At 66.3% G+C, this 16543-nt stretch carries 16 protein-coding genes and 1 pseudogene; 11 read left to right on the forward strand and 6 right to left on the reverse strand.

Annotated elements, in window-relative coordinates; translation table 11 throughout:
• The first annotated feature begins 195 nt into the window (after positions 1-195).
• On the forward strand, positions 196-831 hold the full coding sequence (locus AB7E83_RS26820) for an FG-GAP repeat domain-containing protein (RefSeq protein WP_428574344.1): 636 nt from the start codon (positions 196-198) through the stop codon (positions 829-831).
• A gap of 124 nt (positions 832-955) precedes the next feature.
• Positions 956-1588 carry a DUF1624 domain-containing protein gene (locus tag AB7E83_RS26825; RefSeq protein ID WP_428574378.1) on the forward strand — a complete coding sequence of 211 codons (633 nt, stop codon included), beginning with the start codon at positions 956-958 and terminating at the stop codon, positions 1586-1588.
• A 16-nt stretch (positions 1589-1604) separates the two neighbouring features.
• Here AB7E83_RS26825 and AB7E83_RS26830 read toward each other — a convergent pair whose 3' ends face one another.
• From AB7E83_RS26830 to msrB, 4 genes are read right to left on the reverse strand one after another with little or no spacing between them, the layout of a single operon-like run.
• Positions 1605-2384 (reverse strand): peptidylprolyl isomerase, encoded by a 780-nt coding sequence (locus AB7E83_RS26830; protein WP_428574346.1) that lies wholly within the window; start codon positions 2382-2384, stop codon positions 1605-1607.
• Positions 2385-2394: 10 nt separating this feature from the next.
• On the reverse strand, positions 2395-2679 hold the full coding sequence (locus AB7E83_RS26835) for a BolA family protein (protein ID WP_428574349.1): 285 nt from the start codon (positions 2677-2679) through the stop codon (positions 2395-2397).
• A gap of 6 nt (positions 2680-2685) precedes the next feature.
• The gene (locus tag AB7E83_RS26840) at positions 2686-3228 is read right to left on the reverse strand and encodes a septation protein A (RefSeq protein ID WP_428574352.1); all 543 of its coding nucleotides are present in this window, start codon (positions 3226-3228) and stop codon (positions 2686-2688) included.
• Entirely contained in the window at positions 3225-3647 is a 423-nt protein-coding gene (msrB, locus tag AB7E83_RS26845) for a peptide-methionine (R)-S-oxide reductase MsrB (RefSeq protein ID WP_428574354.1), read from the reverse strand. The genes AB7E83_RS26840 and msrB overlap by 4 nt, the downstream gene beginning before the upstream one ends.
• Before the next feature lie 168 nt (positions 3648-3815).
• Between msrB and AB7E83_RS26850 the strand changes: the two genes are divergently transcribed.
• Genes AB7E83_RS26850 through AB7E83_RS26860 form a run of 3 tightly spaced genes read left to right on the forward strand, consistent with a single transcriptional unit; the run spans position 3816 to position 8159 of the window.
• Complete coding sequence (locus AB7E83_RS26850; protein ID WP_428574356.1) at positions 3816-4463, forward strand: N-acyl amino acid synthase FeeM domain-containing protein; 648 nt, start codon at positions 3816-3818, stop codon at positions 4461-4463.
• 13 nt (positions 4464-4476) lie between these two features.
• On the forward strand, positions 4477-6984 hold the full coding sequence (locus AB7E83_RS26855; protein WP_428574358.1) for a response regulator: 2508 nt from the start codon (positions 4477-4479) through the stop codon (positions 6982-6984).
• Positions 6984-8159: an ATP-binding protein gene (locus tag AB7E83_RS26860; RefSeq protein WP_428574360.1), complete on the forward strand. Its 1176-nt coding sequence runs from the start codon at positions 6984-6986 to the stop codon at positions 8157-8159. Before AB7E83_RS26855 ends, AB7E83_RS26860 begins: the two co-directional genes overlap by 1 nt.
• Here the strand turns inward: AB7E83_RS26860 and AB7E83_RS26865 are convergent.
• On the reverse strand, positions 8107-9111 hold the full coding sequence (locus tag AB7E83_RS26865) for a fatty acid desaturase family protein (RefSeq protein ID WP_428574362.1): 1005 nt from the start codon (positions 9109-9111) through the stop codon (positions 8107-8109). The two genes, AB7E83_RS26860 and AB7E83_RS26865, sit on opposite strands and share 53 nt — an antisense overlap.
• Before the next feature lie 57 nt (positions 9112-9168).
• On the opposite strand from AB7E83_RS26865, the gene AB7E83_RS26870 reads away from it, so the two are divergent.
• The 6 genes from AB7E83_RS26870 to AB7E83_RS26895 all read left to right on the forward strand — a co-directional run bounded on the left by AB7E83_RS26870 (position 9169) and on the right by AB7E83_RS26895 (position 16187).
• Entirely contained in the window at positions 9169-10800 is a 1632-nt protein-coding gene (locus AB7E83_RS26870) for a 3-(methylthio)propionyl-CoA ligase (protein WP_428574364.1), read from the forward strand.
• 122 nt (positions 10801-10922) lie between these two features.
• Positions 10923-12215, forward strand: coding sequence for a branched-chain amino acid ABC transporter substrate-binding protein (locus AB7E83_RS26875; RefSeq protein WP_428574366.1), 1293 nt, complete (start codon positions 10923-10925; stop codon positions 12213-12215).
• 68 nt (positions 12216-12283) lie between these two features.
• Positions 12284-13315 (forward strand): branched-chain amino acid ABC transporter permease, encoded by a 1032-nt coding sequence (locus AB7E83_RS26880; RefSeq protein ID WP_428574368.1) that lies wholly within the window; start codon positions 12284-12286, stop codon positions 13313-13315.
• Between the two features lie 4 nt (positions 13316-13319).
• A complete protein-coding gene (locus AB7E83_RS26885; RefSeq protein WP_428574371.1) occupies positions 13320-14624 on the forward strand; it encodes a branched-chain amino acid ABC transporter permease in 1305 nt (434 codons plus the stop codon).
• 85 nt (positions 14625-14709) lie between these two features.
• Positions 14710-15486, forward strand: a complete 777-nt coding sequence (locus AB7E83_RS26890) for an ABC transporter ATP-binding protein (RefSeq protein WP_428574374.1) — start codon at positions 14710-14712, stop codon at positions 15484-15486.
• Positions 15487-15488: 2 nt separating this feature from the next.
• Positions 15489-16187 carry an ABC transporter ATP-binding protein gene (locus AB7E83_RS26895; protein WP_428574376.1) on the forward strand — a complete coding sequence of 233 codons (699 nt, stop codon included), beginning with the start codon at positions 15489-15491 and terminating at the stop codon, positions 16185-16187.
• On the opposite strand, the pseudogene AB7E83_RS26900 reads toward AB7E83_RS26895, so the two are convergent.
• Positions 16184-16543 (reverse strand): annotated as a pseudogene (locus AB7E83_RS26900) (hypothetical protein); the annotation flags it as partial. The gene AB7E83_RS26895 and the pseudogene AB7E83_RS26900 overlap by 4 nt on opposite strands.

A 16543-nucleotide genomic window follows, 5' to 3' on the forward strand; every position in this document is an offset into this window, starting at 1 on the left:
CGGGGGACATTCGCGGAAGGGGCCGCCCCCGTCCCGGTCCGGGGTGCGCCACCGCATTCAACGCCACAGCTTCAGAATCTGTGGAGAAGGGCGCGGGCTACCCTTCTGCCGCCCACACTCCTAGGTTCGCCAACCAACCGGTATGGGCATGCGGCGCTGGGCTCGAGAACGCACGCCGGTAGCTTGCACGCCGTGGTGAGCACTGCGCAAGGCGACCGTGAGATCTACCTGCGCCTGCCTGACGATCGCGTCTTTGAGGATCGACGGCCACGGCTCGCGGACCTGGACGGCGATGGCCGCGACGAGGTCATCGTGGTGGAGGCACACGCCGACAGGGGTGCGGCCCTCGTTGTCTTTGGTGTTGAGGGGCCGGAGACGTCACCACGCCTGGTGGAGCGGGCGCGCAGCCCGCATGTCGGCAACATGCGCTGGCTCAATCCCATTGGGGCGGCGGACTTCGATGGCGACGGAAATCTGGACCTCGTCAGCGTCACCACGCCGCACATTGGAGGCATCCTGACGCTTTATCGATACCAGCCGCCGAAGCTGGTGGCCTTCGGGGAGACGCGAGACGTCTCGAATCATCGTATGGGCGCGGTGGAGCAGCGGCTGGGCGCTATCGTTGCACTTTCGGGCTCCGCGCACATGCTGATCGTTCCCGATCAGTCGCGCCGCTCACTACGTCTGCTCCGGTGGCAAAAGGATGGGTCATGGCACTCCGTCGCACCCAATCTTCCGCTTGCGGCAGCTGCCGAGCGACTGGTTGCCGACCCCGGTGGCGCGTGCTTGAACCTGGAAGATGGGAGCTGGTTGCGATTGACGCTGCGCTGAGTTCATTCTCGAACTTCCTCTCGTGCGCGCCACAGCCCGAGGAGCCCTAAACTCCCGCGCAGTGAACGATTCCCACGCCCGCTACGACGCCATCGACGCCCTGCGCGGTGCGGCCGTCGTCTGGATGACGGCCTACCACTTCTGCTGGGACCTCGCGAACGTCGGCTGGATTCGACAGAACTTCTACGGCGATCCGTTCTGGACCACGCAGCGCACGCTGATCGTGAGCCTGTTCCTGTTCTGCGCCGGCCTGGGCCAGGCGGTCGCCGTCGAGCAGAAGCAGAGCTGGCGGCGCTTCTGGGAACGCTGGGGTCAGGTCGCCGGCTGTGCGGTCCTCGTCTCCATCGGCTCCTGGTTCATGTTCCGCGAGCGATTCATCTACTTCGGCGTGCTGCACGGCATCGCGGTGATGCTGATCGTCGTGCGGCTCACCTCGGGGTGGGGGCGGTGGCTGTGGCCCGCCGGCGCGCTCGCCATCGCGGCGAACTGGATCGTGCTGCCGGGCTTCGACACGCGCGCGCTCAACTGGATCGGCTTCGCGTCCACCAAGCCGCCCACCGAGGACTACGTGCCGCTGGTTCCGTGGCTCGGCGTCATGTGGTGGGGCATGGCCTCCGGCCGGTGGCTGCTGCAAAATAAAAGGCCGCTTCTCGCGAAGCGGCCTTCGAAGACGCTGGCCCTGCTGGGCCGCTGGAGCCTCACCTGGTACATGGCGCACCAGCCGGTGCTCATCGGCGTGCTGATGCTCCTGAAGTGAGGCTTGCGAGGAGGGCTTACTCGACCTTCGCCTTCGTGCGCAGCTCTTCCTGGAACTTCGCGAGCTTCTGCTGCTGCAGCTGCTGCGCGATCTGCGGCTTCACTTCCTCCATCTTCGGCAACTGCGCCTCGCGCACGTCGTCGACACGGATGATGTGCCAGCCGAACTGGCTCTTCACCGGCTCCTGGGTCATCTGGCCCTTGGTCAGCTTGATCATGGCCTGGCTGAATTCGGGCACGAAGCTGCTGGCCGTGGCCCAGTCGAGGTCGCCGCCGTTGGCGCCCGAGCCCGGGTCCTTGGACTGCTTCTTGGCGATGTCCTCGAATTTCTGGCCCTTCTTGACGTCGGCGATGATCTTCTTCGCCTCGTCTTCCTTCTCGACCAGGATGTGGCGCGCGCGGTATTCCTTGCCGCCATTGGCCGCGGCGAACTTGTCGTATTCGGCCTTGACCTCGGCGTCGGTCACCGGGTTCTTCTTCTGGTAGTCGGCGAACAGTTCGCGGATCAGGATGGTCTGGCGGGCCAGCTCCATCTGGGACTTGTAGTCGTCGCTCGCGTCGAGGCCGCGCTTCTGCGCTTCCTGCATGAAGATCTCGCGCGCGATCACTTCGTCCTTCAGCTGGCCCTGCATTTCGGGGGACACGGGACGGCCCGCCTTGGCAAGCTGCGCCGCGAGCATGTCGACCCGGTTGCTCGGCACGGGCTTGCCGTTGACGATGGCGACGTTCTGCGCGAATGCCGGCACGGCGGCCGCCGCAATGGCAGCCACGGCGGCCGCGATAAGGATCTTCTTCATGGGAACGGCTTCAGGAGGAGGAAAGGGTGGGGAGGACTTCGATCGCGAGGGCGTGCAGGCCCATGTCGATGTAGACCTTCAAGGAATCATACACAAGGCGATGGCAGGCGACCTTCGACTGCCCGGCGAACCGGGGCGAGGCGATGCGCACCCGGAAATGCGTGCCCGAGCCGGTGCCGTCCGATCCGGCATGGCCGAGATGCGCGGCGCTTTCGTCGAGGACCTCGAGCGCCGTCGGCGCGAGGCTTTCGCGCAGGCTCGCTTCGAGCTGCGCGGCGGTGATGCCGGTGGCCATGGCGATTCAGGATTCCGGCGTATCGGTCTTCATGTACCGGCTAAGGAACAGGGCCTGCCCGAGGACGAACAGCACCATGAGACCCATGCCGCCGAAGAGCTTGAAATTGACCCAGGTGTCCGTGTCGAAATGGCTTGCCACCCAGATGTTGAGCACGCCCATGACGGCGAAGAAGCCGATCCAGCTCCAGTTCATGGCGCGCCAGGCGGCGTCGGGCAGCTCCATCTGTGAGCCCATCAGCGACTTCAGGAGATTCTTCCGGAAGAACAGCTGGCCGATCAGGAGCGCCGCGCCCATGAGCCAGTAGAGCACCGTCGGCTTCCATTTGATGAAGGTCTCGTCGTGGGCGAGGATCGTGGCGCCGCCGAACACCACGATGACGCCCAGGCTCACCCACTGCATCGGCTCGACCTTGCCGTGATGCATCCGCAGCCAGGCGATCTGCGCGATGGTCGCGACGATGGCGACCCCCGTCGCGACGTAGATATCCCAGATCTTGAACGCCGCGAAAAACAGGATGATCGGGAAGAAATCGATGAGCAGCTTCATGTGCCGGCATTGTCCTCGGGTTGGAAGTCGAGCGAGGCCGAATTCATGCAGTAGCGCAGCCCGGTGGGCGCGGGGCCGTCCTCGAACACGTGGCCCAGGTGCGCGCCGCACTGCGCGCACACGGTTTCGGTGCGCACCATGCCATGGCTCATGTCGCGAATCTCACGAATCGCGCCGGGCACGGCCTGCGAGAAGCTGGGCCAGCCGCAGCCGGCGTCGAATTTCGTCCCCGAATCGAAGAGCTTCGCGCCGCAGCAGATGCAGCCGTAGCTGCCGTCGGCCCAGTGGCGCTCGTACTTTCCGGTGAACGGCCGTTCGGTCGCGGCGTGGCGCGTGACCTGGAAAGCGCCGGGCTCGGCGCCTTTTTCGGCCAGATGCTCCTTCCACTGCGCTTCGGACTTTTGGATGGGGTAGGTCATTTCGGCTCCCGATAATCTCTGCGCCGATTGTCCGCGTTCCGCAATGTGCGCGGGCGTCTGTGGCAATTAAGCAATTCCCCTAGGGCACCTGTCAGATCTGACAGTGTTGCGAGTCGTATCGCTTTTCCATAATCCCCTTGAGGCCCAGCATTTCATGGCCCACCGGAGTTGTATGACTTTTCAGTTAATCGCGCCCTCGTATCCGTCGGGTTCCCATGTTGTCGCAGCGCCCCAGCCGTCGCGATTCTCCGGTGTCACGCTGCGTCATCTGCGCGGCGAAGAGGAAATCGCCACGGTCCTGGCCCTGCGCGAAGACAACATCGACTTGTCCGTCCATCACGCGGCCGGCGGGCCGCAATTCGAAACGGTCGAAAAAAAAGAGACGAAATCGGCTTCGTCTTCGCTTTCGAGCTCGATGGCGAGCTGATCGGAACCATCCGCATCGTTCCGCTCGGCTGGCAGCTCACGCTGACCGAGACGCTGCTGCCGCAGCTTGGAGACGATGCCCCCGCCCTGCTTGCCGGGGACTGGGAAGTCGGGCGGCTCGTTCTGGCTCCCGAGTACCGCAGCGACGTCGACGCCCTGCGACACTGCCTCCTCATCGCCCTCGACTACGCGCGCGCCCATGCGCGGGTGGAACGGCTTTTCGCCACCTGCACCCACGTGCTTGGCCGGCTCTATCGTCGGTTCGGCTTTTCGGTATTCGCGAAGGAAGTCCCCTTGCTCGGGACCTCCAAGGCCTATACGCTCATCCGCGGGGCAGCGCGCGACGTCTCGGCCGGCCTCGGCGGTCAGGGCGCGCCACGGACCCAGTGAAGGGACAATCGCCATGACATCTCCCCTCAAAGGGTTGTTTGCGCGCTACAAGGCGTATCACCAGCATGGTCCGCTGCTGCTGCACTACCTCAGCCTGCTCGGTTTGATCGGATTCCCGCTGCTGTACGCGGTGCGGTTCGTGCGGCCCACCGCCGGCTACGACGACTTCGCGATCCGCATGTTCGACACCGCCATCTGCCTGCTGCTGTTCCTGCGGCACCGATGGCCGGAGCGCCTGAAGCCGCTGTACATGCCGTACTCCTACGCGGTCGTCATCATCACGCTGCCGCTCACCTTCGCATTCACTTCGCTCAAGCATGGCGGCAATGCGGCGGCGGTCGGCAACACCTTCTTCGCCGTCTTCCTGCTCATGTTGCTGGCCGACTGGCGCAACATGGTGGTCATGCTGATCACCGGCTTCGCGATCGGCGGCACGCTCTACGGCCTGACGGACCCCAACCCTCACCTGCCCAAGGAATACGTCGCGCGCCTGCCATTGCTGCTGACGAGCATCGTCGGCGGCAGCATGTTCAAGTACGCGCTCGAACAGGCGACCGCCGAAAGGGTGCGGCAGGCGTACGCGTCGCTCGCGGGCTCGATCGCGCACGAGATGCGCAACCCGATGGCGCAGGTGCGCCACAGCCTGGAACACATCCGGCAGGCGCTGCCGATTCCGGGCCACCACCAGCGCCAGCACCTCGTCGACCGCGCTACCATCGAAGGCCTTTACAAGCACGTGGCCCAGGGCGAGCTGGCGGTCAACCGCGGCCTGCAGGTCATTGCGATGACGCTCGACCAGGTGAACGCGAAGCCCATCGATCCCAAGCGTTTCGACTATCTCTCCGCGGCCGAGGTGAGCGCCAAGGCCATCGCCGAGTACGGCTACGAGAATGAGCAGCTGCGCGCGCGCGTGAGCCTCGACGTCGAGAAGGACTTCACCTTCCGCGGCGAAGAGACGGCCTTCCTCTTCGTGCTCTTCAACCTGCTCAAGAACTCCCTTTACTACGTCTCGGCCAAGCCCGAGATGCGCATCACCGTGACGGTGGCCGAAGGCACGATCCGCGTGCGCGACACCGGCCCGGGCATCCCGGCCGAAGTCGCCGCCCAGCTCTTCAAACCTTTCGGCACCAGCGGCAAGGCGGGCGGCACGGGCCTTGGCCTCGCGTATTGCCAGCGCGTCATGGAGGCCTTCGGCGGCAGCATCCGCTGCGAGTCCGTGCCCGGAGAGTCCACCGAATTCATCATCGGATTTCCCGCCGTCGATGCGCGCGAGGTCGAGGCCCGGCGACTGCAGACGATGGTGGAGGCGCGGCGCGCCTTCGCGGACCGCCGTGTCCTGCTGGTCGACGACGACGCCGCGCTGCGCAGCGCGACACGGCAGAAGCTGCTGGCGCTGTGCTGCACCGTGCGCGAGGCGGCCGACGGCGTCGAGGCGGTCGAGGCGCTGCGCGAATCGGCCTTCGACCTCGTCATCCTCGATCTCAACATGCCGCGCATGGATGGCTACGAGGTGGCCGAGACCGTGCGCTCCGGCGCACTCGGCAACAACCGGGACGTCTGCCTCGTGGCGCACTCGAGCGAGCCGGCGCACCTCGCCCGGGTGAAGACGGCCAACACCGGCTTCGACGGCTTCGCGCCCAAACCCTGCGACGCGGAAACGCTGGTCCAGGTGATGCGCACCGCGATGGATGCCCGGGCCCAGGCGCGGGCCCGGGGTCGCGGCTGGCTCGAAGGCCGGCGCTTCCTGCTGGCCGACGACAATGCCTACAACCGCGCGGCCGTGGGCGCATACCTCCGGCACGCGGGCGCCGAGGTCGTGGAAGTCGGCAGCGGTCAGGCCGCGCTCGACGCCGCGCGCGACGGCGCCGCCTTCGACGCGCTGCTCCTGGACATCCACATGCCCGTGCTCGACGGCGTAGAGACGGCACGCGGGATTCGCCAGGGCGCCTCCGCGTCGCGCGCGGCGCCCATCCTCGCGATCACCGCGCATGCCGGGGCCGAACTCGTCGAGCGGGCGAAGGCGGCGGGCATCGACGACTTCGTCACCAAGCCGGTGGAACCCGCCGTGCTTTTCGACCGGCTGGCCGTGCTCTTCGGCATCGGCACGCCCGCGATGCCCCTGGCGCGTCCGGCATCGGCCTCCGCGGCGCTGCTCGACGTCTCGCGCCTCGAGGGTTACCACCGCATCGGCATGCTCGAGGAGCTGATCGACGAGTATGTTCCCGGGATCGAGGCACTCATCGAACGGCTTCATGCGGCGGTGCGCGCCAACGACCGGCAGGCGACGGTCGACGCGCTGCATTCGCTCGTCGGCATGAGCGGCGAGGCCGGCGCGCTCGCGCTCTACCGCTACAGCCGCGAGATCTATATTCCGATGCTGGAGCGCGAGGCGTGGCCCGCCGACCCCGACTGGATCGGCCGCATCGACGCGCTGACCGAACGTACCAACAACGAACTTCGCGCCTGGATCGAGTCGCACCGCGCACGGCCGGCGGACGAGCCGCAGGCCACCCGCCGCTGATGCCTTTCTCCGAACCGCCCCAGGCCATCCTCTTCGTCGACGACGATCCGGTTTCCCGCAAGGTCTTCGCCGGCGTCTTCGCGTCCGAGTTCACCATCGTCACCGCGGCGGGCACGAGCGAGGCGCTGGCCGTGCTCGCCGAGGCGAAGCACGAATACGCCGTCGTCGTCACCGACTTCCGCATGCCCGAGCGCGACGGCATGAAGCTGCTGCATGCGCTGCAGCGCGACCACCGCCATGTGATCCGCCTGCTGGCGACCGCCTATGCGGAGAAAGACGTCGCCATCGCCGCGGTGAACCAGGGCAAGGTGCTGCGCATCCTCGAAAAACCCCTGGCCGAGGAGAGTACGCGCGAGGCGCTGCAGGAAGCGATGGCGCTCTACCGCAGCCAGCGGCAGGAACGCGCGACCAACGAGCGGCGCGCCGCGGCGCTGCGCGAAACGCTGGGCTTCCTGGCCCACGAGCTCAACACGCCGCTCGCCACCGTGCGCGGCTGCGTCGCGAGCATCGCCGCGCGCTATCTGCCGCCGGCGCCGGGCGAAGCGCCGGGCGTCGCGCGTTTCACCGAACACGATGCCGGCGAACTCATGGCGGCGCTCGAGCGCGCGGAGCGGCGGGCGCTCTACTGCCAGTCGCTCGTGTCGACCTTCGTGCAATCCGCCCGCGACGCCTTTCCCGGCGCCATGCCCCAGTCGGTCAGCGCATCGAGCCTGGTCGAGGCGCTGCTCGACGAGTTTCCGTTCGAGCAGGACGAACGGGCAACGGTGTTGTACCGGATCACCCAGGACTTCCAGCTGCCGGGCCGGCGCGACCTGCTGTATCTCGTGTTGTGTACGCTGACCAAGAATGCCTTGATCGCACTGCGGGGACGGGCCGACGCGCGGCTCGTCATCGAAACGGGCGTGGAAGACGGCCGGCGTCCCTGGATCCAATTCGCCGACAACGGTCCCGGCATCCCCCCGCCCGTGCTCGCGAGGCTCACCCGCGAGCCGGTCACGACCCGCGCCGATTCCGGCGGCAACGGCATGGGGCTGGTGTTCTGCCGACGCGTGATGGAGAGCATCGGCGGGCATATCGAGGTCGCGTCGGACCTCGGGTCCGGCACGACCGTCATGCTGCACTTCAAGCCGTCGGTGCGCGGCGCGGAGCCGACCAGTGGGCTCGGCGGCCACTGAACCACTGTCCGAGCAGCGAGAAGAGCGAGCGCTGTTCGTACACACCTTCGCGGATCAGGATCGGCCGCATCAGGCGCAGCGCGTGGTTCATCCGGTAGTACGGAATGTTCGCGTAGAAGTGGTGGACGAGGTGGCAGTCGCCCGCGTCCCACCAGAACATGAGGCGTGAGAACGGCCCGGTGCGGTAGAAGGTGCCGACCCAGAGCGGGTTGTCGCGATCGAGGTCGAGGTGTTCCAGCACGATGCGGATCGTGTTGAGCAGGGGCGTCACGGTGGCGAACGGCAGCACGTAGCCGAACACCACGTAGCGCCAGTCCCAGAGGGCGACGCCGATGACCGCCGCGAGCACCGCGACGCGCGTCCACTTTTCCCAGCGCAGCCGCGAAGCCTCGCGGCTGCCGGCCTCGGGCGCCTTCGCCGAGAGGTTCACCGACGACGTCTTGTTGCCCAGCACCAGAACGCGGTACACCATCAGCGCAGGCGTCGCATAGAGGATGCGCTTGAGCGGCGTGTCGATGCCCATCTTGTAGAACTCGGTGTCGCCCTCGGTGCCCAGTGCGCGGTGGTGCGTGAGATGCATCTGCTCGTAGGCGGCGCCACGCATCTGCGAGGGCCACACCAGGATGGAGGACAGCACCCAGCGCAGGCGCGGCGGGAACAGCTTGCGGTGGACGAAGGCGTCGTGGTTGATGAACGCCATCACGAGGACGAGATCGCCCTGGAGAACGAGGCACAGCCACCATAGAGGATCGCCGATGCCGTGCGTGGCCAGCACCCAGGCATTCGCCAGGAAGAGGGCAGGGGCGCCCACGATCGCCAGCAGGTCCAGGAAAAGATTTCCGCGGTGCAGCATCGCAAGCCGGTCGGCGCCGAGTTCCTTCACGAAGGCCGCACGCGCAGCGCGCAGCTGGAGCTCGCGGTGCGGCGCGGGCGGGGGAATTGCGGTGTCCATGCGCCGAATTGTCCCTTAGGATGCATGTATCAAATTGAACATGCAGGAGACGACGACGTGCTGGGACTGATGCAGAACCTTCCTCTTTCGATCTCGTCGCTGATCGTTCACGCCGAGCGCCACCATGGCGACGGCGAGATCGTGTCGCGGCGCGTCGAGGGCGACATCCACCGCTATCGCTGGCGCGACGTCGCCGCGCGCGCCCGGCAGGTCGCGAATGCGCTCGACGGCATGGGCCTGCTCTTCTCCGACCGTGTCGCCACGCTCGCATGGAACGGCTACCGGCACCTCGAGCTTTATTTCGGCGTCTCGGGTTCGGGCCGCGTGCTGCACACCATCAACCCGCGGCTGCACCCGGACCAGATTGCCTGGATCGCGAACCATGCCGAGGACCAGGTGCTGTGCTTCGACCTGAGCTTCCTGCCGCTGGTGCAGGCCATTCACGCGAAGTGCTCCACGATCCGCCAGTACGTCGCCCTGTGCGACGCGAGCCGGCTGCCCAAGGACTCCGGCCTGCCCAGCCTCGTGGCGTACGAGGACTGGATCGGCGGGCAGCCCGCCACGTACGCATGGCCGAACTTCGACGAGAACTCCGCCTCGAGCATGTGCTACACGAGCGGCACCACGGGCAACCCCAAGGCCGCGCTCTACAGCCACCGCTCCACCATCCTGCACGCCTACGCGGCCGCGCTGCCCGACGTGATGTCGCTGTCGGCGCGCGACTCGGTGCTGCCGGTCGTGCCCATGTTCCACGTCAATGCGTGGGGCATCCCGTATTCGGCCGCGCTCACGGGCTGCAAGCTCGTCTTCCCCGGGCCGGCGCTCGACGGCAAGTCGGTCTACGAGCTGATCGAGTCCGAGGGCGTGACCTTCGCCGCGGGCGTGCCTACGGTGTGGCAGATGCTGCTCGGCCACATGAAGCCGGACCAGCTGCGCTTCTCGAAGCTGAATCGCACGGTGATCGGCGGCTCGGCGTGCCCGCCGGCCATGATCACGGCGTTCCGCGAGCAGTACGACGTGGAGGTGCTGCATGCATGGGGCATGACCGAGATGAGCCCGCTCGGCACGCTGTGTACGCTGAAGAACAAGCACGAGTCCCTGTCCGCGGACGAGCAGATGAAGATCCGCCTGAAGCAGGGCCGCGCGATCTATGGCGTGGACATGAAGATCGTCGGTGACGAGGGCACCGAGCTGCCCTGGGACGGCGCGGCGTATGGCGACCTGTACGTGCGCGGCCCGTGGGTCGTGCGCGAGTACTTCAAGGGCGAGGGCGGCGACCCGCTGGTCGACGGCTGGTTCCCGACGGGCGACGTCGCGACCATCGACGCAGACGGCTACATGCAGATCACCGACCGCAGCAAGGACGTCATCAAGTCCGGCGGCGAATGGATCAGCTCGATCGACATCGAGAACATCGCGATGGCGCACCCGGCGGTGCAGATGGCCGCCTGCGTCGGCATGCGGCATCCGAAGTGGGACGAGCGCCCGATCGTCGCCGTGGTCAAGAGGCCGGACGCGGAGCTCACCCGCGAGGAACTGCTCAAGTTCTACGAGAACAAGACGGTGGCCAAGTGGCAGGTGCCCGACGACGTCGTGTTCGTCGACGCGATTCCGCTCGGGGCGACGGGCAAGATGCTCAAGACGAAGCTGCGCGAACTGCTGAAGGACTACAAGTTGCCGGGGACTTGAGCCGGGCGTCCCGCGCTTCTGTCGCCTCCGCGATAGGCGGCTCACCGGCTTAGGGGCATTCCCTGACCGGTGCGCTGCACAAAACTTGTACGCTCGCGCAAGGTTTTCACAGGAGACAAAACGTGACGTTCGCCATTCGCTCGCTTGCATTCGCCGCTGCTTTCGTCTGTGCCGCCGCGCACGCGCAAGCTCCCGCCAGGCCCGCTGCCGCACCGGCCGCCAAGCCCGCACCCGCCGCAGCCGCCGCCACCAAGGGGCAAACCGTCAAGCTGATGTGGATCGATCCGCTCACGGGACTCATGGGCCCGGTCGGCACGAACCAGCTCAAGTCGCTGCAGTTCGTGGCCGAGAAGCTGAACCAGGGCAACCCCGCCGGCGTGAAGTTCGAAGTGCAGGGCATCGACAACAAGCTGTCGCCCGCGGAAAGCCTGAACGCGCTGAAGGCCGCCATCGACGGTGGCGTGCGCTACATCCTGCAGGGCAACGGTTCGTCGGTCGCCGGCGCGCTGATCGATGCGATCGACAAGCACAACGAGCGCAATCCCGGCAAGGAACTCGTCTTCCTCAATTACGCGGCGGTCGACCCCGACTTCACGAACAGCAAGTGCAACTACTGGCACTTCCGCTTCGACGCCGACACGTCCATGAAGATGGAGGCCATGACGACCTTCATGAAGGACAAGCCGGACGTCAAGAGCGTCTACCTGCTCAACCAGAACTATTCGCACGGCCACCAGGTCGCGAAGTACGCCAAGGAAATGCTCGCGCGCAAGCGCCCCGACGTGAAAATCGCCGGCGAGGACCTGCATCCCCTGGCCCAGGTGCGCGACTTCGCGCCCTACATCGCCAAGATCAAGGCGTCGGGTGCCGACACCGTGATCACCGGCAACTGGGGCTCCGACCTCTCGCTGCTCGTGAAGGCGGCCAACGAAGGCGGCTACAACGGGAAATTCTTCACCTACTACACCGGCGTGACCGGCACGCCCACGGCGCTGGGCAAGGGCGGCGAAGGCCGCGTGTTCCAGGTGGCGTACAGCCACTACAACATGGGCGGCATGATCGGCAAGTGGCAGGACGAGTTCAAGACGAAGTTCAAGGACGACATCTACACCATGGCGTTCGTGCACGCGCTGAACGCCGTGAGCGCCGCGATGGCCAAGGCGAACTCCACCGAGCCGGCCAAGGTGGCCGCGGCGATGGAAGGTCTCAAGTTCAACAGCTTCAACGGCGAAGTGGAAATGCGCAAGACCGACCACCAGCTGCAGCAGCCGCTGTACGTGACCGTGTGGCAAAAGGCCGGCGGCAAGTTCCCCTACAGCCCCGAGAACACGGGCATGACGCTGGTGCCGGTGAAGGAGTATCCGAGCTACGTCTCGAGCACGCCCACCAGCTGCCAGATGAAGCGGCCGGGCTGATCGAAGGCCCCGCGTCGCAAGGGCCCCGACGGGCCCTTTTCCTTGTCTGAGTGAAGAACAGAGCCCGGATGGAATTCTTCGTCATCTCCACGTTGAACGGCCTGAGCTACGGCCTGCTGCTGTTCATGCTGAGCTCCGGGCTCACGCTGATCTTCAGCATGATGGGCGTGCTGAACTTCGCGCACGCGAGCTTCTACATGGTCGGCGCGTACGTCGGCTACTCCATCGCGAAGCTCGTGGGCTTCTGGCCCGCGCTGTTCCTCGCGCCGCTCGTCGTGGGCCTGCTCGGCGCGATCTTCGAGCGCACCGCCCTGCGCAAGGTCCACAAGTTCGGCCACGTGCCGGAATTGCTGATCACCTTCGGGCTGTCGTACGTGCTGCTCGAACTCGTCCAGCTGATCTGGGGCCGCACCGCCGTGGAGTTCCGGCCGCCCGAGGCGTTGCGCGGCGCGGCGTTCACGCTGGTGCAGCATTCGGTCGACGGCTTCCGCCTGATCTTCGGCAGCGCGCCGGCGGCGCTGTGTACGCCTGCCGAGGGCGTGAAGGTGATCTGCTCGCCGTTTCCCGCCACCCGGGCTTTCATGATGTTCACGGCGGTGCTCATGCTGGTCGCGGTCGGTCTGCTGCTCGCGAAGACGCGCATCGGCCTGGTGATCCAGGCGGCGCTGACGCATCCCGAGACCGTCGAAGCGCTGGGCCACAACGTGCCGCGCGTGTTCATGCTCGTGTTCGGCGCGGGCGCCGGGCTGGCAGGCTTGGCCGGCGTCATCGGCGGCGCGACCTTCGTGACGGAGCCGAACATGGCCGCCACCGTGGGCTCGATCATCTTCGTGGTGGTGGTCGTCGGCGGCATGGGCTCGCTCGCGGGGGCGTTCGTCGCCTCGCTGCTCATCGGGCTCGTGCAGACCTTCGCGGTGGCGCTCGATCATTCGCTCGGCTCGCTCTTCGCCAACCTCGGATGGGTCAGCGCCGCCGCCGCGCAAAGCAACACGCTGCTCAAGCTCACGATCTCGCAGGTGGCGCCGATCCTTCCCTATCTGTTCCTCGTGCTGATCCTGATCTTCCGGCCGCGCGGACTGCTCGGCACGCGCGAGGGCTGATCCGATGGCCCCTGCTTCCACTGCCGCGTACTACGAATTCAAGCCGATCAACGTGGCCCGCGTGGTCATCTGGTCGGCGTTCGCGTTGCTGCTGATTGTCGCGCCGCACATCTTCAGCAGCGGCCTGGGCGTCACCATCCTGTCTCAGATCGGAATCGGCATCATCGCCTGCCTCTCCTACAACATGCTGCTGGGGCAGGGCGGCATGCTCAGCTTCGGCCATGCGGTGTACACGGGGCTCGGCACCTACGTCGCCGTCCATGCGCTGAACATGGCTTCCAAGGGCGTGCTGGCGATCCCGGTGAGCCTGCTGCCGATCCTGGGCGGACTCGGCGGCATGTTCTTCGCCATCCTCTTCGGCTACGTCACGACGAAGAAGGCGGGCACCACGTTCGCCATGATCACGCTGGGCATCGGCGAGCTGATCTTCGCGATGTCGCTCATGTTCTCGGAGTTCTTCGGCGGCGAGGCCGGCGTGTCCGCCAACCGGGTGGTCGGCAAGCCCTTCCTCGGCATCACCTTCGGCCCGCAGATCCAGGTCTATTACCTGATCGCGCTCTACACCTTCGTGTGCGTCGCGCTCATGTTCGCCTTCACGCGCACGCCACTCGGGCGCATGCTCAACGCGGTGCGCGACAACCCCGAGCGCGTGGAGTTCGTGGGCTACGACACGCAGCGCGTGCGCTACTTCGTCTTCATCATCGCGGGCTTCTTCGCCGGCATCTCGGGCGGCCTCGCGGCGCTCAACTTCGAGATCGCGACGGCGGAAGTCGTCGGGCCGGGACGCTCCGGCGCCTACCTGCTCTTCACCTTCCTCGGTGGCGCGACCTTCTTCTTCGGCCCGATCATCGGCGCGGTGCTGATGGTGCTGGCCTTCGTGCTGTTCTCCGAGTTCACGAAGGCGTGGCTGCTCTACCTCGGGCTCATCTTCCTCTTCATGGTGATGTACGCGCCGGGCGGCATCGCGAGCCTGATCATGATGAACCTGCGCGTGGCCGCGTTCGGGCGCTTGCGCGAGCTGTGGGTGAGTTATCTCGCACTCTTCGTCACCGGGCTGCTCGTGCTGCTCGGCGCGGCGGCGATCATCGAGATGATCTACCACCTGCAGCTGAACGTAGCGCTCGGCAACGAGGTGAAGTTCCTGGGCGCCGCGCTCGACACGAGGAGCGTGAACAGCTGGTTCGGCGCGGCGTTCGTGCTTCTGACCGCGCTGGGCCTGTTCGAGCTCACGCGGCGGCATTTCCGCAAGCAGTGGGGTGAGATCCAGGAGTTAATCGAGAAGGAAACGGCAAGGAGGGAAGTGTTGTGAGCCCCCACGCTTGTCACTTCGTGTACTGCGCTGCCCCCCGAGGGGGCGTGCTCCTCCTTGGGGCGGCCCGGCGGAGGAGCGTGTTGTGAGTTCCCCCTACGCCCTCGAACTCAAGGACCTGCGCAAGTCCTTCGGCAAGACCGAGATCATCCGCGGCGCGAGCCTTGCCGTGTCGCCGGGCGAACGCGTGGCGGTCATCGGGCCCAACGGCGCCGGCAAGTCGACGCTCTTCAACCTCATCTCCGGCCGCTTTGCGCCCACGAGCGGCGAGGTCCTGCTGAACGGCAAGCGCATCGACGGCAAGAAGCCGTTCGAGATCAACCGCATGGGCCTCTCGCGCAGCTTCCAGATCACCAACATTTTCCCGAAGCTGTCGGTCTTCGAGAACCTGCGCTGCGGCGTGCTGTGGAGCCTCGGCTACAAGTACAGCTTCTGGAAGTTCCTCGCCGACCTCGACGACGCGAACGACCGCGCCGAAGCGCTGCTCGAGCGCATCCGCCTGCACAAGAAGCGTGACGTGCTCGCGATGAATCTCACTTATGCCGAGCAGCGCGCGCTCGAAGTCGGCATCACCATTGCCGGCGGCGCCGACGTGATCCTGCTCGACGAACCCACGGCCGGCATGAGCCGCGGCGAGACGAAGCGTTTCATCGATCTCATCAAGGAAGTGACGGTCGGCAAGACGCTGCTGACGGTGGAGCACGACATGGGCGTGGTCTTCGGCCTTGCCGACAAGATCGCGGTGGTGGTCTATGGCGAGATCATCGCGTACGACACGCCGGAGAAGGTGCGCGCCAACCAGAAGGTGCAGGAAGCCTATCTCGGCTCGGCTGTCGCAGCCGCGCAGGAAGGAGGCCACTGAGCATGCTCAAGGTCGACAACCTCCACGCGTACTACGGCAAGAGCCACGTGCTGCACGGCGTGAGCTTCGGCGTGGGCGAGGGCGAGATCGTCGCGCTGCTGGGCCGCAACGGCTCAGGCCGCTCGACGACGGCCAAGGCCATCATGGGCATGGTCGACAGCACGGGCGTCGTCGGCTGGCAGGGCGCGGACCTCCAGGGCCGCAAGCCCTACGAGATCGCGCACCTCGGTATCGGCTACGTCCCCGAGAACCGCGACATCTTTCCCCAGCTCACGGTGCACCAGAACCTGATGCTGGGGCAGAAATCGTCGAACCCGAAGAATCCGCGCTGGACCTTCGACGACATGTACGGGATGTTCCCGCGCCTGAAGGAGCGGCAGCACACCGAAGCCGGCGTGCTCTCCGGCGGCGAGCAGCAGATGCTCACGCTGTGCCGCACCCTCATGGGCGACCCCGGCCTCATCATCATCGACGAGCCCACCGAAGGGCTGGCGCCGAAGATCGTGGAGCTGGTGGCCGAGTACCTTCAGAAGCTGAAGGAGCGCGGCATGTCGGTGCTGCTGATCGAGCAGAAGCTGACGATCGCGCTCTCCATCTCCGACCGCGCGCTCGTCATGGGCCACGGCCGCATCGTCTTCGACGGCACCCCTCAGGGGCTGAAGGACGATGCGTACGTGCGCAAGGAGTGGCTGGAGGTTTAGACGCCGAGCCAGTCGGGCCGCGGCACGAAGCGTCTGGCGGTTGCCGCAGCGGATTGCTGAACCGCCTGGTCCTTTGCGGGCGCGTGGAGCACTTCCCAGGCCCCTTCGAGATACACGGCAAAGCGTCCGCCCTCCGGCAGGATCGCCATGGCGGTGCCGGGGCCGGGATTGTGGAGGTACACGTCGGTGATGCCGCCTCCTTCATCCGGATGGCCGCTGGGAAGGCCCAGGTGCGTATTCCACCCGATGACGGGCACGATTCCACGCTGATGGCGGGCGCTGTTCCAGCCGATGGCGGGCGGCGTTCCATGCGATCGCGGGCAGCGTTCCATGCTGATGGCGGGCACGATTCCATC

Origin of the sequence: Ramlibacter sp. (genome assembly GCF_050250995.1) — a bacterium.
Classification (GTDB): Bacteria; Pseudomonadota; Gammaproteobacteria; order Burkholderiales; family Burkholderiaceae_C; genus Ramlibacter.